Raw genomic sequence first — 21,057 nt, forward strand, 5'->3', positions numbered from 1 at the left:
TGTTAATTAGAGGAAAAAACAGGTAAAGCTTTTCAGGAAGGAAAATAGAAATATGAATACTACATTAGTGATTATGGCCGCAGGAATTGGATCCAGATTTGGTGGTGGAGTAAAACAGCTTACTCCGGTAGGTCCAAATGGTGAGATTATTATAGATTACTCTATTCATGATGCACTGGAGGCTGGTTTTAATAAAATCGTTTTTATCATTCGTAAAGATATCGAGGCAGATTTCAAAGAAGTCATTGGTGATCGTATCGAGAAGATCTGTGATGTGGAATATGTATTCCAGTCACTGGATGATCTGCCGGAAGGCTTTGAAAAGCCGGCAGACCGTACAAAACCATGGGGAACCGGACAGGCAGTAAGATGCTGCAAAGGTATCGTTAATGAGCCGTTTGCTGTCATTAATGCAGATGATTACTATGGAAAAGAAGCATTTGTGAAAGTGCATGATTATCTGGTAAATTGTGGCGATACAAAATATCAGTATTGCATGGCCGGCTTTATCCTTGATAATACACTTAGCGATAACGGAACGGTTACCAGAGGTGTGTGCAAAGTAGATGACCAGGAAATGCTTGAAAAAATCGTAGAGACAAGTGGAATTGCCCGCGGCGCAGACGGAATTGTCCGTGATGAGAATGGAAATGAGATTCCATCCGGAACACATGTATCCATGAATATGTGGGGTGTGACACCGGAGTTCTTGGATGTGCTGGATAAAGGCTTTGCAGAATTTCTTGCAAAGGTTGAGCCGGGCAATATCAAAGCAGAGTATCTGCTTCCAACTATTATTGGCGATATGCTTGCAAATGGCGAAGTGTCTGTAAAAGTACTTGAGACACAGGATAAATGGTTTGGTGTAACCTATCAGGAAGACCGTCAGACGGTAGTAGACGCATTTGCAGAACTGATCGCAAACGGAGTATACAAGACACCGTTATTTTAACCAGATTAAGCAAGTAGCGTAAGAGGATTGTGAATATCTGTCAGAAGTTCAGAAGCAAAATCATAATAAAATATTTATCAAATTAGAAACACTTCATGCTGTAGAAATTACAGTGTGGGGTGTTTTTTTGATAGGAAATTACGTTGAATTGAAAAGTGAATTCTATCTGGTAGTATAAAGATCCTCTTTTTGTTAAATACTGTAACAAATAATCTAAGTAAAACATTATGATAAGGAGACGGAAATTATGGCAACACAAATCGGACGCCAAAGCATCATGTTTGAAAATCCACCCTGGATCATCAGCAGTGGCTGCGTGGCGGGAACAAAGGAAGCAGAGGGACCTATCGGACATGAGATCGACTTAGTAGGCGAAGATGATAATTTTGGGTGTGATATCTGGGAAGAAGCGGAGAGTACATTGCAAAAAGAAGCGTTGACCATCGCATTGGGAAAAGCAGGATTAAAAGCAGAAGATCTGCGGTATCTGTTCGCCGGGGATTTGCTTGGACAGTCTATGGCAACATCCTTCGGCCTGCAGCAGTTCAACATTCCATTATTTGGATTATACGGTGCCTGCTCAACGGCAGGAGAGTCATTGGCGCTTGCCGCAATGACAGTGGCCGCGGGCTACGCAGATCTGGCAGGAGCGGTGACTTCCAGCCATTTTGCCAGTGCGGAGAAGCAGTTTCGCTTTCCCCTGGAATATGCCAGTCAAAGGCCCTTATGTACTACCTGGACGGTTACCGGTTCCGGAGCCTTTGTACTTGGCAGAGACAGATCAGAACATGAGTATGATGTCTGCATCACTGGAATCACACCGGGCAAAATCGTGGATTATGGCGTCCGGGATTCCATGAACATGGGAGCAGCTATGGCCCCGGCGACGGCTGCCTGCATTGCGGCGCATCTGGAGGATTTCTCAAGAAGTCCATCCTACTATGACAAGATCATTACCGGTGATCTGGGAGCGGTAGGGCGGGAAATTCTCATTGATCTGTTGCGGCAGAAAAATATTGAGATCGGAAGCTTTCATACCGACTGTGGATTGGAAATCTTTGATAATGAGCGCCAAGGTACAGGGAGTGGTGGAAGTGGCTGTGGCTGTGCCGCAGTGACGCTAAGCGCACATTTTCTGCCGATGCTGTGGCGCGGAGAACTGAAGCGGGTACTATTTGTACCGACAGGCGCATTACTGTCTAAAATCAGCTTTAATGAGGGCGAGAACGTGCCTGGAATTGCTCATGCGGTGGTGTTAGAAGCGGTAGAAAGGAAGTGAAACTATGGACTATATAAATGCATTCTGGGTCGGTGGACTGATCTGCGCACTTGTGCAGATTTTACTGGAAAAAACAAAACTGCTTCCGGGGCGTGTCATGGTACTTCTTGTATGTTCTGGAGCCGTGCTCGGTGCAGTTGGCATCTATGAACCCTTTTCAAAATTTGCGGGAGCAGGAGCAAATGTGCCGCTGCTTGGATTTGGAAACACATTGTGGAAAGGAATGAAAACAGCCATTGATGAAAGCGGATTTCTTGGGCTTTTTACCGGCGGATTTACAGCCTGCGCCGTCGGTGTATCGGCAGCACTGATCTTTGGATATCTGGCGTCACTGATTTTCAATTCTAAAATGAGAAAATAATAATATTGTTAATGCATAAAATTTGAAAAAAAGTATCATATTAACAATACAAAACACAGCTTTTCATCCGTACTTTTATGGCGAAATATAAGACAGTCATGTTGAATGAAAAGACTGAATGAAAAACAGTGAAAAAGGAGAGATACCGACATGAAAAAAATGAAACAGATTGCGTTTATTCTTGTGCTGGCATTAAGTTTAACTACCTTTGCTGCATGTGGAAAAAACAATAAGGATATGAACAATGGAGCCAACACCAATTCCGTGACAGAAAACGGTACAGATGCCAACGACACCATCAAAGACGAAAGTCGCACCGACACGAATACCGGCAGCAATACTACAACGAATCATGACGCAAACAACGATCTGGATCGAAACGACGGCGGTATTACCGGCGAGAACATGGATAAAGCCAGAGAAAACGCAAAAGACGCAGCAGAAGATACCAAAGACGCGATTCGTGACACAGGAGAGGCAATCAAAAATGGTATCACAGGTGATGACACAACAAATACCAATAACAATTAAAGAAGTAACGTAAATGAGGAGGAGAACTCAGATTAGTGATGCAGGGCGTCTTAGCCCAAAGCACTCATCTGAGTTCTTCTCCTCTTTAAAACATAAAAATTAAACTATAAAATTTACGTCATGAAACCCCATTACTCATCAATACTGTAGTTCGGAGCCTCTTTTGTGATATGAATATCATGCGGATGACTCTCTTTTAAGGATGCAGCAGAGATTTTTACAAAGTGGCTGGTTGCGATCAGATCTTTGATCGTCGGAGCACCACAGTAACCCATACCTGAGCGGATACCGCCGACAAGCTGGAAGATAATGTCTTCGACACTGCCTTTGTAAGCCACACGTCCTTCGACACCTTCCGGAACCAGTTTCTTAGCATCCTGCTGGAAGTAACGGTCTTTGCTTCCGTTTTCCATAGCTGCCAAGGATCCCATACCACGGTATACTTTGTATTTACGTCCCTGATATAATTCGAAAGCTCCCGGAGCTTCATCACATCCTGCGAACATGGAACCCATCATACATACGCTGGCACCAGCAGCAAGTGCTTTTGTCATATCTCCGGAATATTTGATACCGCCGTCTGCAATGATCGGAATATCGTACTCTTTTGCAACTTCATAGCAGTCCATAACAGCTGTGATCTGTGGCACACCGATACCTGCAACAACACGGGTTGTACAGATAGAACCTGGTCCGATACCAACTTTTACTGCGTCAGCACCAGCCTCGATCAGTGCTTTTGTAGCTGCGCCTGTAGCGACGTTACCTGCGATAATCTGCAGATCCGGATATTTCTCTTTGATCTGGCGAACTGCTTTTAAGATGTTTGCAGAATGTCCATGAGCGGAATCTACGACAATAACATCTACATGTGCTTTTACCAGGGCATCAATACGCTCCATCATGTTTGCTGTGATACCAACTCCTGCGCCACAGAGCAGACGTCCCTGCTCATCTTTTGCAGAGAGGGGATATTTGATCTGTTTTTCGATATCTTTGATCGTGATCAGACCTTTTAATTTGAAGTCTTTGTCTACAATCGGAAGTTTTTCTTTTCTTGCTTTTGCAAGAATGGCTTTTGCCTCATCCAGAGTGATACCTTCCTGAGCTGTAATCAGCCCCTCACTGGTCATGCTCTCACTGATTTTCTTTGTGAAATCTGTCTCAAATTTAAGATCACGGTTTGTGATAATACCGATCAGTGTGCCGTCTTCTTTGACGATCGGTACACCGGAGATGCGGAATTTCGCCATCAGGTCATCAGCATCCTGAAGTGTGTGATCTGCGGAAAGGGAGAATGGATCTGTGATAACTCCGTTTTCAGAACGTTTTACTTTGTCTACTTCCTCAGCCTGTGCTTCAATAGACATGTTTTTGTGGATAATACCGATACCACCCTGTCTGGCCATTGCGATAGCCATGCGATGCTCAGTAACTGTATCCATGCTGGCACTCATCATCGGAATGTTCAGAGTGATTTTGTTGGTTAATTTGGTTGTAAGGTCAACCATGTTTGGAGTTACTTCGGAATAGGCCGGAACCAGAAGCACATCATCAAAAGTAATACCCTCGCCAATAATTTTTGCCATTTTTTATCCTCCCTCGTGTGTTTTGTGAGCAAAAAAAGAAAAACACTGCTGTTTTTCTGATTTCTATAAATACATAAATTAATTTTGAAAATATTATAGTAATTTAAAATTGTAATGTCAATGACTTTTCGACAAAGGTTTCTTTTTTTTGCAGTTTGTGATATTTTAAGTGTATACTTTGCAAAATGTTAGAAGAAACAACCAAAGTAGAGATAAGTAGAAGTAATAAATATAATAAGGTAACTTCTCACACAGCCTTTTTGTGAGAGAGAGATTGTTATCTGCAATCAAAAGACAAGTTGACTGAGACAAAAAAAGGAGAGTTGTATGGAATTTCGGCCATGTATTGATATTCATAACGGAAAGGTAAAACAAATCGTAGGAGGAACGCTGAAGGACCAGGGTGATCAGGCGGCAGAAAATTTCGTGTCGGAGCAGAATGCCCCATTTTATGCAAAACTGTATCAGTCCTGCGGAATCCGGGGAGGACATATTATCTTATTAAATGCGAAAGATTCTCCCTATTATGAGGCAACAAAATCACAGGCACTGGCAGCGCTGGAGGTTTATCCAGGCGGATTACAGGTGGGCGGCGGCATTACGGCAGAAAATGCCCATGAATTTCTACGGGCGGGAGCCAGTCATGTCATTGTAACTTCCTATGTATTCCGGGACGGAAAGGTAGATTATGACCGGCTGGAGAAACTGGTGCAGACCGTTGGAAAAGAACATTTGGTGCTGGATTTAAGCTGTCGGAAAAAAGCTGGTTCTTACTATATTGTAACGGATCGCTGGCAAAAATTTACGGATGAGTGTGTGACGGAAGAATTGCTGGATCGTCTGGCGGGTTATGCAGATGAATTCCTGATCCATGCAGTGGATGTGGAAGGAAAAGCTTCTGGCATCGAAGGAGAACTTACCGAACTGCTTGGCAAATGGAACAAGATCCCGGTAACTTACGCCGGTGGAATCGGAAGTTTTGTGGACCTGGAAGAACTGGCGGAGAAAGGGCAGTGTCATTTAAATTATACCATTGGAAGTGCCCTGGATCTCTTTGGCGGAAATATGAAGTTTGAAGAAGTCTTGAAATTTAGTGAAAAATTATTATAATAAAATAAAAATTACAGGAGGAAAACTGCCATGTATACAAAAAATGATATTATGCAGATGGTGGAAGAGGAAGATGTAGAATTTATCCGTCTGCAGTTTACGGATATTTTCGGCAATATGAAAAATGTTGCCATCACAAGCAGCCAGCTGGAAAAAGCGTTGGACAACCGCTGTATGTTTGATGGTTCATCCATCGAAGGATTTGTGAGAATCGAGGAGTCTGATATGTACCTGCATCCGGATCTGGATTCTTTTACTATTTTCCCATGGAGACCGCAGCAGGGCAAGGTAGCACGTATTATCTGTGATGTTTACCGCCCGGATGGTACACCGTTTGAAGGTGATCCGCGAAACATTTTATGGCAGGTGATCAAAGAAGCTGAGGATATGGGCTATGTGTTTGATGTTGGACCGGAATGTGAGTTTTTCCTGTTCAACACCGATGACAATGGGTGTGCTACCACAGAAACCACGGAAAAAGCAGGCTATTTTGAGATGGGACCAAACGATCACGGTGAAAATGCAAGACGTGACATGGTTCTGACACTGGAAGATATGGGATTTGAGATTGAAGCATCCCATCATGAAGCTTCTCCGGGACAGCATGAGATTGATTTCAGATACGAGCCGGCAATGCATGCGGCAGACAATATCATGACTTTTAAACTTGCGGTAAAGACGATCGCAAAACGTCACGGCATGCATGCAACGTTTATGCCGAAGCCAAAGAGCGGTGTCAGCGGTTCCGGTATGCACATCAATATGTCACTGTGCAAGGATGGCAAAAATATTTTTGCAGATGAAAATGATAAATTTGGACTGAGCCAGGATGCATATTATTTTATTGGTGGTCTGATGAAACATGTTTACGGCATGACAGCCATCACAAACCCGCTGGTAAATTCTTACAAGCGTCTGGTTTCCGGATTTGAGGCACCGCTTCATATTACCTGGTCTGTGGCAAACAGAAGCCCGCTGATCCGTATTCCGTCTGCCATCGGTGGAGGAACCCGTATCGAACTTCGAAGTCCGGACTGCGCGGCAAATCCGTATCTGACCATTGCGCTGTGTCTGGCAGCAGGATTAGACGGTATCAAAAATAAGATCACACCGCCGGAAAATATTCAGAGAAATATTTTCAATATGACTGAGGAAGAGAAAGCAGAGCTGAATATCAAATCTCTTCCGACAAACCTTGGCGATGCGGTGGAGGCCATGGAACAGGATTCCTTTATCCGTGAGGTTTTGGGTGACCACATCAGCAATGTGTATATTAATTCCAAAAAAGATGAGTGGGAACGTTACTGCAGAGCAGTGACAGAATGGGAAGTTGAAGAGTATCTTGACAAATTTTAAAAGGTGGATGGTTGCGTTTTGACAAGGATTATTGTTGCATTCCCGAAACTTGAAAACGGGAAAAATATAAAAAATGTACTCGTCAGAAACGGCTATCAGGTGGTCTGCGTCTGTACCAACGGTGCGCAGGTCATACAGGAGGCGAACGGTCTGCAGGATGGCATTGTCGTCTGTACGTATAAGCTTTCGGATATGATTTATCAGGAACTTATAGACTGTCTGCCGCCGGGATTTGAACTTGTTGTGATCTCAACGAAAGATCAGTGGGTGGAAAACGGTACACCGGGAATTGTAGGACTTTCTGTGCCGTTAAAAATCCATGAACTGCTTTCTACGGTGGAGATGGTGGCGTATAATCTGGAGCGGAAACGCCGGAAGCGCCGTCAGGCTCCCCGAAAGAGAACAAAAGAAGAACAGGAACTGGTGGATCGCGCAAAAGCCATTCTGATGGAACGAAATCAGATGACGGAGGAAGAAGCACATCGTTATCTGCAGAAGACGAGTATGGACAATGGAACCAGTTTTACAGAAACTGCTCAGATGATTCTTGGTATGCTGGATCAGTAGCAGTTCAGATGACGTAAAAAAGTGAATATACATACAGAGACAAAGAGGAACCATTTTCGCGGAAATACATATAGTTGAGAGAAAGAGTCTGCATGACAGTTGAAAACATGCAGGCGTGTATTCCGGGAGTGGGTCTATGAAATTTGTAAAAATGCATGGTCTGGGCAATGATTTTATCATGATTGACTGTCTGTGTGATGCGGACAGCATAGAGAAAAGAGTAAGCGGCACAGAAGATAGATTGCATCGGGAGACGGTGCAGCGGATCTGTGACAGACATTATGGAATCGGCGCGGATGGCGTGATTTGCATTTTACCATCTGCCCGTGCGGACTTTCGGATGAAACTGTACAATGCAGACGGAAGTACGGCACAGATGTGTGGGAATGGCATCCGGTGTCTGGGAAAATATGTGTACGACCATGGCAGAACAGAAAAATTAAATCTTCAGATTGAGACAGACGCAGGTGTGCGTCAGTTGATACTATATAAAGGAACGGACAGGATCAGCACAGTCCGGGTGGATATGGGTACACCCGACTTTGTGCCAGAGCACATACCTGCCCGTTTTTCTTATACCTGTGTGTCTGTTGGAAATCCTCATTGTGTAATTTTTCTAAGAGATAAAGAGGAACTGGAGCAGTTTGCGTTGGAAAAATATGGACCGGAATTGGAACATCATCCTTCATTCCCGGAAGGAATAAATGTTGAGATCGCATGGATTCAGGCACCGGACCGCATTTATCTGCGTGTCTGGGAGCGGGGCTGCGGGGAGACGAAAGCCTGTGGAACCGGCGCCTGTGCCGTGGCAGCAGCGGCTATGCGGATGCGAAAATGCGGACCGTCGGTAAACATGCAGCTTCCGGGAGGACAACTGCGGGTAGACTACGGAATCCGTAGTCGGAATCTGTATCTGACCGGGCCAGCGGAAGAAATATATTCCGGTGAAATAGCAATGGGATAATAATCTATTTATAAAAGGATTTTCATCCAGAGACCTGTGTGAGTTTTGTGGATATATACCAGTTGTGGTTATAATGCTGTAATAATTTACTACAGAAAAGCGTCAGACGGTTGATTTTTTCGTGTTAGTTATGTTATACTAGGAGCGATTTTACAGGTAAAACAAGATTCTTTCTCACATTTATACTACATTGATACGGTAATGAGAAGCTCGGCATATGCTGAGTGGAATCTTGTAACACGAGATACATTTTAGTGAGGAGTTGTAAATATGTTTAAAGTAAACGACAATTATCAGAAACTTCCGGGCAGCTATCTGTTCAGTACGATCGCAAAAAAAGTAAGTGCATTTCAGGCTGCAAACCCGGAGAAAACACTGATCCGTCTTGGTATCGGTGATGTAACACAGCCGCTGGCACCAGCTATTATTGATGCAATGCATGGAGCTGTAACAGAGATGGGAAATGCTGAGACATTTCACGGTTATGCACCGGATCTCGGATATGAGTTCCTGCGCACAGCCATTGCAGACAACGATTATAAAGCAAGAGGATGCGACATCAGCGCAGATGAGATTTTCGTATCCGACGGCGCAAAGAGCGATTCCGGAAACATCCAGGAGATCTTTTCTGTAGATAACCGTATCGCTGTATGTGACCCGGTTTACCCGGTTTATGTGGATTCCAACGTAATGGCTGGCAGAACCGGTGTATATGATCCAAATACAGAGATGTGGAGCAATGTCATCTACATGCCGTGTACAAAAGAGAATAATTTTGTACCGGAGTTCCCGAAGGAGAATCCGGACATTATTTATCTGTGTCTGCCGAACAACCCGACAGGAACGACCATCACAAAAGATCAGTTGCAGGAGTGGGTTGATTATGCAAACAGAATCGGTGCAGTCATCATTTACGATGGTGCATACGAGGCATATATTTCCGAGGACAACGTAGCACATACCATTTTTGAGTGCGAAGGCGCAAGAACCTGTGCCATCGAGTTAAAGAGTTTCTCAAAGAACGCAGGATTTACCGGTGTTCGTCTGGGATACGCAGTTGTTCCGAAAGACCTGAAGTGCGGGGACGTATCCTTGCATCAGATGTGGGCAAGACGTCACGGAACAAAATTCAACGGTGCTCCGTACATTGTACAGCGTGCCGGTGAAGCAGTTTACAGCGAAGCTGGTAAAGCACAGTTAAAAGAGCAGGTTGCTTATTACATGAAAAATGCAGCAGCCATCAAAGGCGGACTGCAGGATGCGGGATTTGAAGTATTCGGCGGCGTAAACGCACCGTATATCTGGTTAAAGACACCGGATCAGATGACATCATGGGAGTTCTTCGATTACCTGCTTGAGAAAGCGAACGTCGTAGGTACACCGGGATCAGGATTTGGTCCGAGCGGAGAAGGATACTTCAGACTGACAGCATTTGGAACATATGAAAATACACTTGCTGCGTTAGAGCGTATTAAATCATTATAATCAAATGATATGCAAAAAAACATCCGGCAAGCCGTCTTAGGCTGTCGGATGTTTTTTTGCTCTTTTTTTTTCATTACTTACCGTAAAATTCTATTTTTTGAAAGACGCACGTTTTCTTAAAGTCGGATCCAGAATCTTCTTACGGATTCTCAGACTCTCCGGAGTTACCTCCAGCAGCTCATCTGTATCGATGAAATCCAGCGCCTGCTCCAGGCTGAGGATTCTCGGTGGTGTCAGTGTCAGCGCCTCATCAGCAGAAGAGGAACGTGTATTGGTCAGATGTTTCTTTTTGCAGACATTTAACTCAATATCTTCTGCACGGGAGCACTGTCCGATCACCATTCCGGAATATACTTTCTCGCCAGGTCCGATAAACAGAGAACCACGCTCCTGTGCGGAGAACAGTCCGTAGGCTACGGATTCTCCGGACTCGAATGCGATCAGGGAACCAAGTTTACGATACTGGATATCTCCACGGTACGGTTCATAACCACAGAAGATGGTATTGATGATACCGTTACCTTTTGTATCTGTCATAAAGTCGCCACGGTAACCAATCAGTCCACGGGACGGGATCTTGAACTCGAGACGGGTATAACCGCCGCTGATGCTTCCCATGTTCTGCAGCTCACCTTTACGCTGGCTCAGTTTTTCAATAACAACACCGGTAAATTCATCTGGTACATCAACATAAGCCATTTCCATCGGCTCTGTCTTTTTGCCATTCTCATCTGTATGGTACAGAACCTCTGCTTTACTTACTGCAAATTCGTAACCTTCACGACGCATGTTCTCAATCAGGACGGACAGATGCAGCTCACCACGACCGGATACTTTGAAGCTGTCGGCACTGTCTGTCTCCTCTACACGGAGGGAAACGTCTGTGTTCAGCTCTTTGAAGAGACGGTCACGGATATGACGGGAAGTAACGTATTTTCCTTCCTGACCTGCCAACGGGCTGTCGTTTACGATGAAGTTCATGGAGATCGTCGGCTCGGAGATCTTCTGGAACGGGATCGCTACCGGATTTTCCGGATCACAGATCGTATCACCGATATGGATATCAGCAATACCGGAGATTGCTACGATGGAACCGATCTTTGCTTCTTTTACTTCTACTTTATTTAATCCGTCAAACTCGTACAGTTTGCTGATGCGGACTTTTTTCTGTTTCTCAGGATCGTGTGCGTTCAGCATGATGGCATCCTGGTTGACACGCAGGCATCCGTTATCGACTTTGCCGACACCGATACGTCCAACGTACTCATTGTAGTCGATGGTACTGATCAGAACCTGTGTGTTTGCATCCGGGTCACCTTCCGGAGCCGGAATGTAGTTTAAGATGGTTTCGAACAGCGGCATCATGTCTTTTGGCTCGTCGTTCAGATCTAAAGTTGCATAACCGTTCTTTGCAGATGCGTAAACGAACGGGCAGTCAAGCTGCTCATCGGAAGCATCCAGATCCATGAACAGTTCCAGAACTTCGTCGATGACTTCGTCAGGTCTTGCTTCCGGACGGTCGATCTTGTTGATGCAGACGATAACCGGAAGATTCAGCTCCAATGCTTTCATCAGAACGAATTTTGTCTGCGGCATAGCGCCCTCAAAAGCATCAACCACGAGGATAACGCCGTTTACCATTTTCAGTACACGCTCAACCTCGCCGCCGAAATCGGCATGGCCTGGTGTGTCGATAATGTTAATTTTTGTATCTTTGTAAAATACTGCAGTATTTTTTGACAGAATCGTGATTCCTCTTTCACGCTCGATGTCATTGGAATCCATGACACGTTCCTGCACTTCCTGATTCTGACGGAAGACGCCGGACTGTTTCAGCAGCTCATCTACCAGTGTTGTTTTACCGTGGTCTACGTGAGCGATGATAGCAATATTTCTAATGTCCTCTCTCTTTGTTTTCATTACATGTATCCTTCCTTCTGAATTAATCAGTTGTTAAGTGTTTCCTATCTAAATGATAGAAAATATATAGTATTCATTAGTGCAACCAATTTATTTTATCACAAAATTCAGATTTGACAAGGGGTAATAGGAAAAAGGTTATCGACAAAATAAACGAAATTATTCGTCTGATGCATGATACATTATGGGAGCCGGCAGAAAAAAAGTGAAAAGTGTTCTAAGAAACGAAAAAGCAGAATAGATTGAAAACACAAAGAAGTACATGTGAAGAAGGGAGCTTACAAAAATGACAGATAAATTGTTTGAGAACAACCAGGTAACGATGATGGGAGAAATTGTTTCAGAATTTCAATTCAGTCATGAGGTGTTTGGGGAAGGATTTTATATGGTAGAACTTGCGGTGAATCGTCTGAGTAATTACTCAGATTATATTCCGTTGATGATCTCGGAACGTCTGATCGACACCGAGCAGGATTATACCGGGCAGCTGATCCGTGTCACCGGTCAGTTCCGTTCCTACAACCGCCATGAGGAGAAGAAAAACCGTCTGGTGTTGTCAGTGTTTGTCAGAGAACTTGAGTTTTTGGATGAGATAGATGAAAATGAGAAAACAAATCAGATTTTTCTGGATGGATATATCTGTAAAGAACCGATTTACCGGAAGACACCGCTGGGGCGGGAGATTGCAGACGTACTGCTTGCTGTAAACCGCTCCTATGGAAAATCAGACTACATACCATGTATCTGCTGGGGCAGAAATGCCCGTTTCGCCTCCGGATTTACCGTGGGAAGCCATATTCAGATCGTCGGCCGGGTACAGAGCAGGGAGTATGTGAAACGTATCAGTGAAGAGGAAGTGGAGCACCGGATTGCCTACGAGATTTCCGTCAGCAAAGTGGATCTGCTGGAGCAGGATTAGCGCATCGGTTGCATTTTTCTAATAAATGTGCTATCTTAGATTTCGATTCGATATTATGGTGGAAAACAAAATGAGACACATGCGGAGTTGAATAATGGTAAGTTTATACGCATTTTGAGCGTGTTTGACTTCAAAGGAGGAGACCATGAGTACAGGAAAAATACAGGTATATTACGGAGAGGGCAAGGGAAAGACTTCCGCAGCTCTGGGATATGCCATTCATGAGGCAAGTAAGGGAGAATCCGTTATTGTTATCCAGTTTTTAAAAAGAAAAGATGAGGATGAAATCAGTTTCCTTGGACGCCTTGAACCGGAAATCCGTCTGTTCCGTTTTCAGAAATCAGAGAAATATTATCATGAATTGTCGGAAGAAGAGCAGCTGGAAGAACAGATGAACATGAAAAACGGTATTAATTATGCAAGAAAGGTATTACAGACAGGTGAGTGCAATATTCTGATCCTGGATGAAGTGTTGGGACTTCTGGATGAGCATATTGTGACGGAGGAGGAGATTCTTCACCTGATGGAACTGAAATCAGATGACCTGCATATGATCATGACCGGACAGGTGATCAGTGATGGAATCCTGGCGCAGGCAGATGATGTGTATGAAATCTGCATAAAAAAAGAGTCATAAAGGTTGACATTTCTCGGTTAAAGTGATATATTGAGCACCAATAAGACAATATAAGATAGAGGTTGCGTGAATTAAAAGTAATCTGTCGGATGTACCGGATCGCAGAAGATGGCAGAGGAAAGGAAGACACGCCGAAAGGATATACAGGAGCGGATGTATATTGCTTGGGTACAATGTTAAGAGCATTGTAACTGTCATCGGAAACGATGGTGCGCTATCACTGGAATAGAAATGATTTACTCTTATTCATATTGATAAGGATTATTTTTGATGAACCAGCGCACAGCTGGTTCATTTTTTTCGGAGACTATTCAGAGAAAAGCAGGTATTCGTTTCGTTTGTTGAAGTATTTTAAATAGGAGGATTATGAAATGCCAATTTTCAGAGGAGCAGGTGTAGCAATTGTAACACCAATGAAGGAGAACTTAGAAGTAGATTTCGATCTGCTGGAGAGAAACATTAATTATCAGATCGATAACGGTACAGATGCCATCGTTATTGCAGGTACTACAGGTGAGAGTGCAACGTTATCAGAGGAAGAACATAAAAAAGTTGTAAAAGCAGCAGTAGAGTTTACAAAACACCGCATTCCGGTTATCGCTGGAACTGGTTCTAACAGTACACAGACAGCCATTGAGCTTTCCCAGGAAGCTGACAAAGACGGTGTAGATGCTGTCCTGATCGTAACCCCTTATTACAACAAAGCGACACAGAAAGGCCTCATCACACATTATACCCGTGTGGCTGAGTCCATCAAAGTACCGGTGATCATGTACAATGTACCGTCCAGAACAGGATGTGGGCTGAATCCGGAGACCATTGCACATCTGGTTAAAAATGTGGATAATATTGTAGGCCTGAAAGATGCAACCGGTGATCTGTCCCATGCAGTAAAGACAATGAACCTGTGTGATGGCAACCTGGAGCTGTATTCCGGAAATGATGATCAGGTCGTTCCGCTGTTATCTATTGGCGGACTCGGCGTTATCTCTGTATTATCCAATATTGCACCGCGCCAGACGCATGACATTGTAATGGAGTTCCTCGAGGGCGATTACAAAAAAGCAGCAAAACTGCAGTTAGATGCTATCCCGCTGATCAATGCGTTATTCAGTGAAGTAAATCCGATTCCTGTAAAAGCTGCAATGAATATGCTTGGATGGGAAGCGGGTCCGCTGAGAGGACCGCTGTGTGAGATGGAAGATGCACACAAAGAAATCCTGCGTCAGGAAATGGTAAAATACGGTTTATTAAAATAAATACAATAAAATGTCTTGCCCCCGCATGATGTGCGGGGGTATTATAGTTAAATAGTAAGTTCAGAGAGTAAGTGTTGAAATTTACGGAGGAAGTTAGAATATGACAAAAGTAATTATGAATGGATGCAATGGACATATGGGACATGTGATCAGTGCTCTGTGTGAGAAAGATCCGGAGATCGAGATTGTAGCAGGTATTGATATCAATACAGAGCAGCGCTACGGTTATCCGGTATTTGCAAATATTACAGATTGTGACGTTAAGGCAGATGCTATCATCGATTTTTCCCATGTCAGCTGCATTGACGCACTAATGGCATACAGCGTGGAGCGTCAGATCCCGGTGGTTGTATGTACTACAGGACTTTCCACAGAGCAGGATGCATTATTAAAAACATCCAGTGAGAAAGTGGCTGTATTAAAATCAGCAAACATGTCTCTTGGTGTAAATACCTTAATGGAGCTTCTTCAGACTGCAGCAAAAGTACTGGCACCGGCCGGATTTGATATGGAGATCGTGGAGAAACATCACAATCAGAAACTGGATGCACCGAGTGGAACAGCCATTGCACTGGCGGATTCCATGAACGAGGCATTAGATGAGGCATATTCTTACAAATATGACCGTTCCCAGGAGCGTAAAAAACGTGATAAATACGAGATTGGCATTCAGGCCGTTCGCGGTGGAAATATCGTTGGTGAGCATGAGGTGATCTTTGCGGGAACAGATGAAGTCATAACATTCAAACACACTGCATATTCCAAAGCCATCTTTGGCAAGGGGGCCATTGAGGCTGCAAAATACCTGGCAGGAAAACCGGCCGGATTTTACGGAATGGCAGATGTGATCAAAAGTGCATCATAAAGCAAAAGCGAATTGCGAATGTCCGCTTTGCATTATGTGGTTAGAATAATATAAGGGGGATTACCAGACATGAAAAATGCAGATATTAAGTATCTGAAAGTACTGGCAACACAATATCCAAACATTGCGGCAGCGGCAACAGAAATCGTCAATCTGAAGGCAATCTTGAGTCTGCCAAAGGCAACTGAGCATTTCATCACGGACGTTCATGGGGAGTATGAGCAGTTCCGCCATGTCATGTGTAACGGTTCCGGTGCCGTACAGCGAAAAATTGAAGATGAGTTTGGAAGTTCTCTGGGCATTCCGGAGAAGCGTACACTGGCAACACTGATCTATTATCCGGAGCTGAAGATCAAGCAGATCGAGGGTAAGCTGACGATGAGAGAAAATCTGGAAGACTGGTATAAAGTGACGATTTTCCGTCTGATCCGTGTATGTAAAAATGCGTCATCAAAATATACACGTTCCAAAGTGCGCAAATCATTACCGAAGGATTTTGCGTATATTATCGAAGAACTGATGACGGGAAGACCGGACGTAGCAGATCAGGAAGCTTATTATAATGAAATTATCAATTCTGTTATCCATACCGGCAGAGCGGCTCAGCTGATTGCGGATTTCTGCTATCTGATCCGCAGATTTACGGTGGATCATCTGCATGTAGTCGGCGATATTTTTGACAGAGGACCGTATCCGCATCTGATCATGGACGATCTGATGAAACACCATTCTGTGGACATTCAGTGGGGAAATCATGATATTCTCTGGATGGGAGCAGCGGCCGGATCTGTGGCCTGTATGTGTAATATGCTGCGTATTTCCGCACGATATGGAAACCTGTCTATTCTGGAAGATGCTTATGGAATCAATATGATCCCGTTAATGCGTCTGGCCATGGACTGTTATCAGGGACATACGAGCAAGACATTTAATGTCCATGTGCGGGATGATGACAAGGAATACGACCGCGATTATGCAGAGATGGATGCCTTGATGCACAAAGCCATCACGATTATTCAGTTCAAGGCAGAGGGACAGCTGATCAAAGAGCATCCGGAATGGAATATGAAAGAACGTCTGCTTCTGGATAAGATTGATTACGAAAACGGAACGATCAAATTGAATGGAAAAGAGTATCCGCTGAATGATACATATTTTCCGACCATTGATCCGAAAGATCCGTATAAATTTTCTCAGCAGGAAGAAGATGTGGTAGAACGTCTGAAAAACAGTTTCCTTGGCAGTGAACGTCTGCAGCGACACATTCGTTTCCTGTATACAAAGGGCAGTCTTTACAAAGTATATAATGGAAATCTGCTGTATCATGGCTGTGTGCCGATGAATGATGACGGCAGTTTTATGAAAGTCAATATTTATGGCAAGACTTACAGTGGAAAAGCCCTGTATGATATTTTGGAGCATTATGCCAGAAAAGGGTACTATTCCATTGAACCGGCGGAGAAGAAACGCGGCGAAGATATTCTCTGGTTTATATGGAAAAACAAACATTCACCGGTATTCGGAAAAGAGCGTATGGCAACCTTTGAGCGTTACTTTATTGACGACAAGGAAACTCATGAGGAGCCGAAAAATGCTTATTACCGTCTGTTTGAGAAGGAAGAAATCGTGGATAAGATCCTAAAAGAATTCGGACTTCCGGTGCAGGGAGCGCATATCATCAACGGTCATATTCCGGTTATTGTGAAAAAAGGCGAATCACCGGTAAAATGTGGTGGAAAACTGCTGATCATTGATGGCGGATTTTCCAAGGCTTACCAGCAGAAGACTGGAATTGCGGGATACACCCTGATCTACAACTCTTATGGACTGGTGCTGGCTGCGCATGAACCATTTACTTCCATGGAAGATACGGTTCTGAATGAAACCTGTATCCATTCTCATATTGTTATGGAACAGAATGTGGTAAAACGGAAAACCGTTAATGATACCGATACCGGTAAAGTGCTGCGGGAAAATATCGCAGAACTGGAAGAACTGCTGCAGGCTTATCGAAGCGGTATGCTGGTAGAGAAGTTCTGAGTATAGCATGTAGTGATTCTGAGAAAAAATATACAAAAGAGGAACAGTTGATTTTTTTAATTATGAAAATGGGACGTGTAAACGTCACTATTTTATAATTATTTAAGAATTGATTGTTCCTTTTTTATTGACAAGATTACTTAACAGTGTTAACCTTTAACAACAGTTAATGATTAACACTGTTAAGTAATTGGGTAAGAAGAACACAAGAACAGTTGCGTTCAATATCGCACAACTGGGACAGGGTATTTCTTTTATAAGTTGATACTTGGAAAGGAGGTTTTTTTCGGGAGTTATGAAAGCGAAAGAAAACAAAGAACAGAAAAATAAAAAAGAGCATTCTGATTTTTCAGATTGCAGGAATCATTTTAAATGCATGGGACAGATGGATCACATGGAACAGAACGTGTGGGAAGCATTGCATATGTTTCGAAAGCTGAATATCGGCAGCATTCTGCCGCATCTGAACAAAGGCGAGTTTGTACTGATGAATGGTATTTATCATGTGCAGAAGAAGATCGGTTCGGAGCACGGGGTGAAGATGTCAGAACTTGCTGAATATACCCATGCGCTGCCACCGGCGGTGTCCCGTACCATCAAGGCATTGGAAGAAAAAGGATATGTCAGACGATTTGTGGATCAGAAGGACCGCAGAAATACGCTGGTGGAGATTACAGAAGCCGGACAGGAAGCTTTAAAGGAATCGAATGACATTATGAATGAATTCATCCGTCGTGTATTTGAAAAAACGGATAAAGAAGAGATGGCGCGTCTGGTAACTTATATTTATCAACAGTATGATCTGGCCAAAGAAGAACTGGAGAAGATTCGAGAGGGGCAAAAAAAGAGGAAGAGAGGAAATCACGGAAATGAAGAAAATATTTAAAAATATGATTCCGTACTGGAAATCGATCCTTGTGATCGTGGCTGTGCTTGTAATCCAGGCCTATTGTGATCTGGCACTGCCGACCTATACTGCTGACATCATTGATGTGGGTATTCAGAATAAAGGAATCGAACATATCCTTCCGCAGGAAATGACATCGGAGGAATATGAAAATTCGCAGCTTTTTATGACGAAAGAGGAAAAGGAACAGTGGGCTTCCGCTTACGAGGCAACACAACATGATACGTATGGATGTTCTGTAACAGACAAAGATACCCTGGCTGAACTGGATTCCGAATTTGCGATTCCGTTGATCCTGAATTACCAGATGTCTCAGATGGAAGAAGAACAGTTCAAAGAAATGCTGGCAGAGCAGACCGGTCAGGATGTATCCGTATACGAGCAGATGAGCCTGGAGCAGATCGGGCAGATGCTTGGTGTGGAACTGAAAGTATCGGAAAAAGAAGTTGAACAGGATGATGGAAGTACTCAAACTGTCAACTGCGTGGATGTTCGCCCAATTTTTGAAGCGATGGTTGCCTCCGGACAGATGGACGAAGGTACGGTGCTTTCCATGCGGGAGTCTATGCAGGATATGGTGGATACTATGGGAGAATCGATGATCACTTCCACCGGATCGGCGTATGCAGCTGCCTGTGATGAGGACGCAGGACTGGATCTGGCAAAAATCCAGACGGCATACCTGTGGAAAAAGGGATTGCAGATGGCAGGTCTTGCAGCTGCGATGATGGCCTGTGCTATTTTTGTGTCTTATCTGGCTTCCAGAGTCGGTGCAGGCGTTGGACGCTCCCTGCGTGGCAGACTGTACGAGAAGGTTATGCGATTTTCCAATGCGGAAATGGAGCATTTTTCCACGGCATCCCTGATTACCAGAAGTACAAATGATGTGCAGCAGATTCAGATGGTAACAGCCATATTCTTACGAATGCTTGCATATGCACCGATCATCGGTATCGGTGGTATCATCAAAGTCGTGCAGACAAAAGCAGGAATGGGCTGGCTGATCGTAGTGGCTGTCATTGTGATTTTGGCATTTGTCATGAGCCTGATGAGTGTGGCAATGCCGAAATTTAAACAGATGCAGGAAAAGGTGGATGATGTCAACCTTGTTTCCAGAGAGATTCTGACAGGATTGCCGGTCATTCGTGCTTTCCGCCGGGAGGACAAAGAGGAAGAACGGTTTGACGGTGTGAACCGTGAACTGACAAAGACCATGCTTTTTACAAACCGTGTCATGACGCTGATGATGCCCGGTATGATGCTGATCATGTATGCACTGACAGTAGCTATTGTCTGGGTGGCAGCTAAAAAAATAGATCTTGGAGTGATGCAGGTTGGTTCCATGACTGCATTTATCACGTATGCGATGCTGATTGTTATGGCATTCCTGATGCTGACAATGATGTCTGTTATGCTTCCGCGTGCCGGTGTGGCAGCAGAACGTATTGACGAAGTGCTGAATATGGATATTTCCATCAAAGAAACAGAAAAACCGAAACATATTGAAAATGCTTCCGGTATTCTGAAATTTAATCATGTTGACTTCACTTATCCGGGCAGTAAAGAACCGGCAATCTGCGATATTGACTTTACGGCAAATCCGGGTCAGACCACCGCGATCATTGGAAGTACCGGTTGTGGTAAATCGACCATTGTAAACCTGATTCCGCGTCTGTACGATGTGACAGCTGGAAGTATTATACTGGATGGCACTGATATCCGGGAACTTTCCATGAAAGACCTGCGTCAGCAGATTGGATTTGTACCACAGAAAGGTGTGCTGTTCTCCGGAACCATCGCATCCAACCTGCGTTTTGGTAATAAAGATGCCAGCGATGCAGATGTACGTCAGGCCGCACAGATCGCGCAGGCAGAAGAGTTTATTGAAGAAAAATCCGAAAAATACGATGCACCGATCGCACAGGGCGGAACGAACGTTTCCGGCGGACAGAAACAGCGTCTTGCCATTGCCCGGGCCATTGCAAAACATCCGAAGATTTTTGTGTTTGATGACAGTTTTTCCGCACTGGATCTGAAAACCGATGCAAAATTGAGAAAAGCACTGTCAGATACCGTTCAGGACAGCACTGTGATCATCGTAGCGCAGCGTATCAGTACGATTTTGCATGCGGATCAGATCCTGGTTCTGGATGAAGGCCGCATTGTAGGAAAAGGCACCCACGAGGAACTAATGAAAAACTGTACGGTATATCAGGAAATCGCAAAATCCCAGATGTCCGCAAAAGAACTTGGATTAACAGACGGAGAGGAGGCAGAAAAACATGAGTAATGAAAGAAATATGAATTCCGCTTCCA

General features: G+C 44.1%; 18 protein-coding genes and 1 riboswitch. Of the genes, 16 read left to right on the forward strand and 2 right to left on the reverse strand.

The genetic code is table 11. The annotated features are described in order from the left end of the window. Window positions 1-52 precede the first annotated feature (52 nt). The 4 genes from Q0I54_RS01885 to Q0I54_RS01900 all read left to right on the forward strand — a co-directional run bounded on the left by Q0I54_RS01885 (window position 53) and on the right by Q0I54_RS01900 (window position 3,123). On the forward strand, window positions 53-952 hold the full coding sequence (locus Q0I54_RS01885) for a sugar phosphate nucleotidyltransferase (RefSeq protein WP_296115979.1): 900 nt from the start codon (window positions 53-55) through the stop codon (window positions 950-952). Between the two features lie 247 nt (window positions 953-1,199). Further along, on the forward strand, window positions 1,200-2,231 hold the full coding sequence (locus tag Q0I54_RS01890; RefSeq protein ID WP_296115980.1) for a stage V sporulation protein AD: 1,032 nt from the start codon (window positions 1,200-1,202) through the stop codon (window positions 2,229-2,231). A gap of 4 nt (window positions 2,232-2,235) precedes the next feature. Further along, window positions 2,236-2,592: a SpoVA/SpoVAEb family sporulation membrane protein gene (locus tag Q0I54_RS01895; RefSeq protein ID WP_296115981.1), complete on the forward strand. Its 357-nt coding sequence runs from the start codon at window positions 2,236-2,238 to the stop codon at window positions 2,590-2,592. Between the two features lie 150 nt (window positions 2,593-2,742). Then, entirely contained in the window at window positions 2,743-3,123 is a 381-nt protein-coding gene (locus tag Q0I54_RS01900) for a hypothetical protein (protein WP_296115982.1), read from the forward strand. A 131-nt stretch (window positions 3,124-3,254) separates the two neighbouring features. Here the strand turns inward: Q0I54_RS01900 and guaB are convergent, their stop codons facing one another. Continuing rightward, window positions 3,255-4,712, reverse strand: a complete 1,458-nt coding sequence (gene guaB, locus Q0I54_RS01905) for an IMP dehydrogenase (protein WP_294787519.1) — start codon at window positions 4,710-4,712, stop codon at window positions 3,255-3,257. 327 nt (window positions 4,713-5,039) lie between these two features. Here guaB and hisA point away from each other — a divergent pair, with 327 nt between their 5' ends. The 5 genes from hisA (at window position 5,040) to Q0I54_RS01930 (ending at window position 10,194) form a co-directional block, all read left to right on the forward strand. Then, a complete protein-coding gene (gene hisA / locus Q0I54_RS01910) occupies window positions 5,040-5,822 on the forward strand; it encodes a phosphoribosylformimino-5-aminoimidazole carboxamide ribotide isomerase (protein WP_296115983.1) in 783 nt (260 codons plus the stop codon). A gap of 30 nt (window positions 5,823-5,852) precedes the next feature. Further along, the gene (gene glnA, locus Q0I54_RS01915) at window positions 5,853-7,178 is read left to right on the forward strand and encodes a type I glutamate--ammonia ligase (protein WP_296115985.1); all 1,326 of its coding nucleotides are present in this window, start codon (window positions 5,853-5,855) and stop codon (window positions 7,176-7,178) included. Between the two features lie 18 nt (window positions 7,179-7,196). Further along, complete coding sequence (locus Q0I54_RS01920; RefSeq protein WP_296115986.1) at window positions 7,197-7,745, forward strand: ANTAR domain-containing response regulator; 549 nt, start codon at window positions 7,197-7,199, stop codon at window positions 7,743-7,745. Window positions 7,746-7,881: 136 nt separating this feature from the next. Continuing rightward, window positions 7,882-8,709, forward strand: coding sequence for a diaminopimelate epimerase (gene dapF / locus Q0I54_RS01925; protein WP_296115987.1), 828 nt, complete (start codon window positions 7,882-7,884; stop codon window positions 8,707-8,709). Between the two features lie 270 nt (window positions 8,710-8,979). Continuing rightward, window positions 8,980-10,194, forward strand: coding sequence for an LL-diaminopimelate aminotransferase (locus Q0I54_RS01930; protein WP_296115988.1), 1,215 nt, complete (start codon window positions 8,980-8,982; stop codon window positions 10,192-10,194). Window positions 10,195-10,284: 90 nt separating this feature from the next. On the opposite strand, the gene typA is transcribed toward Q0I54_RS01930, so the two are convergent. Next, window positions 10,285-12,114, reverse strand: coding sequence for a translational GTPase TypA (gene typA, locus Q0I54_RS01935; RefSeq protein ID WP_296115989.1), 1,830 nt, complete (start codon window positions 12,112-12,114; stop codon window positions 10,285-10,287). Window positions 12,115-12,400: 286 nt separating this feature from the next. On the opposite strand from typA, the gene Q0I54_RS01940 reads away from it, so the two are divergent. The 7 genes from Q0I54_RS01940 (at window position 12,401) to Q0I54_RS01970 (ending at window position 21,031) form a co-directional block, all read left to right on the forward strand. Then, entirely contained in the window at window positions 12,401-13,033 is a 633-nt protein-coding gene (locus Q0I54_RS01940; RefSeq protein WP_294787247.1) for a single-stranded DNA-binding protein, read from the forward strand. Between the two features lie 145 nt (window positions 13,034-13,178). After that, window positions 13,179-13,670 (forward strand): cob(I)yrinic acid a,c-diamide adenosyltransferase, encoded by a 492-nt coding sequence (locus Q0I54_RS01945; RefSeq protein ID WP_296115990.1) that lies wholly within the window; start codon window positions 13,179-13,181, stop codon window positions 13,668-13,670. Between the two features lie 48 nt (window positions 13,671-13,718). After that, a riboswitch (Lysine riboswitch) is annotated at window positions 13,719-13,895 on the forward strand. 146 nt (window positions 13,896-14,041) lie between these two features. Beyond that, the gene (dapA, locus tag Q0I54_RS01950; protein ID WP_294787253.1) at window positions 14,042-14,929 is read left to right on the forward strand and encodes a 4-hydroxy-tetrahydrodipicolinate synthase; all 888 of its coding nucleotides are present in this window, start codon (window positions 14,042-14,044) and stop codon (window positions 14,927-14,929) included. 100 nt (window positions 14,930-15,029) lie between these two features. After that, entirely contained in the window at window positions 15,030-15,794 is a 765-nt protein-coding gene (gene dapB, locus Q0I54_RS01955) for a 4-hydroxy-tetrahydrodipicolinate reductase (RefSeq protein ID WP_296115992.1), read from the forward strand. A 69-nt stretch (window positions 15,795-15,863) separates the two neighbouring features. Next, entirely contained in the window at window positions 15,864-17,834 is a 1,971-nt protein-coding gene (locus Q0I54_RS01960) for a fructose-1,6-bisphosphatase (protein WP_296115994.1), read from the forward strand. Between the two features lie 295 nt (window positions 17,835-18,129). Further along, entirely contained in the window at window positions 18,130-18,720 is a 591-nt protein-coding gene (locus Q0I54_RS01965; RefSeq protein WP_296115996.1) for a MarR family winged helix-turn-helix transcriptional regulator, read from the forward strand. Then, window positions 18,704-21,031 (forward strand): ABC transporter ATP-binding protein, encoded by a 2,328-nt coding sequence (locus tag Q0I54_RS01970; RefSeq protein ID WP_296115998.1) that lies wholly within the window; start codon window positions 18,704-18,706, stop codon window positions 21,029-21,031. Before Q0I54_RS01965 ends, Q0I54_RS01970 begins: the two co-directional genes overlap by 17 nt. The last annotated feature ends 26 nt before the right edge of the window (window positions 21,032-21,057 follow it).

Source organism: uncultured Eubacterium sp., from assembly GCF_934295145.1.
Classification (GTDB): Bacteria; Bacillota; Clostridia; order Lachnospirales; family Lachnospiraceae; genus Eubacterium_I.

What these genes read in the sequence shown, in the direction of transcription:
- Q0I54_RS01885 (WP_296115979.1), top strand. Translation starts at nt 53, where the DNA reads ATGAATACTACATTAGTGATTATGGCCGCAGGAATTGGATCCAGATTT.
- Q0I54_RS01890 (WP_296115980.1), top strand. Translation starts at nt 1,200, where the DNA reads ATGGCAACACAAATCGGACGCCAAAGCATCATGTTTGAAAATCCACCC.
- Q0I54_RS01895 (WP_296115981.1), top strand. Translation starts at nt 2,236, where the DNA reads ATGGACTATATAAATGCATTCTGGGTCGGTGGACTGATCTGCGCACTT.
- Q0I54_RS01900 (WP_296115982.1), top strand. Translation starts at nt 2,743, where the DNA reads ATGAAAAAAATGAAACAGATTGCGTTTATTCTTGTGCTGGCATTAAGT.
- guaB (WP_294787519.1), bottom strand. Translation starts at nt 4,712, where the DNA reads ATGGCAAAAATTATTGGCGAGGGTATTACTTTTGATGATGTGCTTCTG.
- hisA (WP_296115983.1), top strand. Translation starts at nt 5,040, where the DNA reads ATGGAATTTCGGCCATGTATTGATATTCATAACGGAAAGGTAAAACAA.
- glnA (WP_296115985.1), top strand. Translation starts at nt 5,853, where the DNA reads ATGTATACAAAAAATGATATTATGCAGATGGTGGAAGAGGAAGATGTA.
- dapF (WP_296115987.1), top strand. Translation starts at nt 7,882, where the DNA reads ATGAAATTTGTAAAAATGCATGGTCTGGGCAATGATTTTATCATGATT.
- Q0I54_RS01930 (WP_296115988.1), top strand. Translation starts at nt 8,980, where the DNA reads ATGTTTAAAGTAAACGACAATTATCAGAAACTTCCGGGCAGCTATCTG.
- typA (WP_296115989.1), bottom strand. Translation starts at nt 12,114, where the DNA reads ATGAAAACAAAGAGAGAGGACATTAGAAATATTGCTATCATCGCTCAC.
- Q0I54_RS01940 (WP_294787247.1), top strand. Translation starts at nt 12,401, where the DNA reads ATGACAGATAAATTGTTTGAGAACAACCAGGTAACGATGATGGGAGAA.
- Q0I54_RS01945 (WP_296115990.1), top strand. Translation starts at nt 13,179, where the DNA reads ATGAGTACAGGAAAAATACAGGTATATTACGGAGAGGGCAAGGGAAAG.
- dapA (WP_294787253.1), top strand. Translation starts at nt 14,042, where the DNA reads ATGCCAATTTTCAGAGGAGCAGGTGTAGCAATTGTAACACCAATGAAG.
- dapB (WP_296115992.1), top strand. Translation starts at nt 15,030, where the DNA reads ATGACAAAAGTAATTATGAATGGATGCAATGGACATATGGGACATGTG.
- Q0I54_RS01960 (WP_296115994.1), top strand. Translation starts at nt 15,864, where the DNA reads ATGAAAAATGCAGATATTAAGTATCTGAAAGTACTGGCAACACAATAT.
- Q0I54_RS01965 (WP_296115996.1), top strand. Translation starts at nt 18,130, where the DNA reads ATGAAAGCGAAAGAAAACAAAGAACAGAAAAATAAAAAAGAGCATTCT.
- Q0I54_RS01970 (WP_296115998.1), top strand. Translation starts at nt 18,704, where the DNA reads ATGAAGAAAATATTTAAAAATATGATTCCGTACTGGAAATCGATCCTT.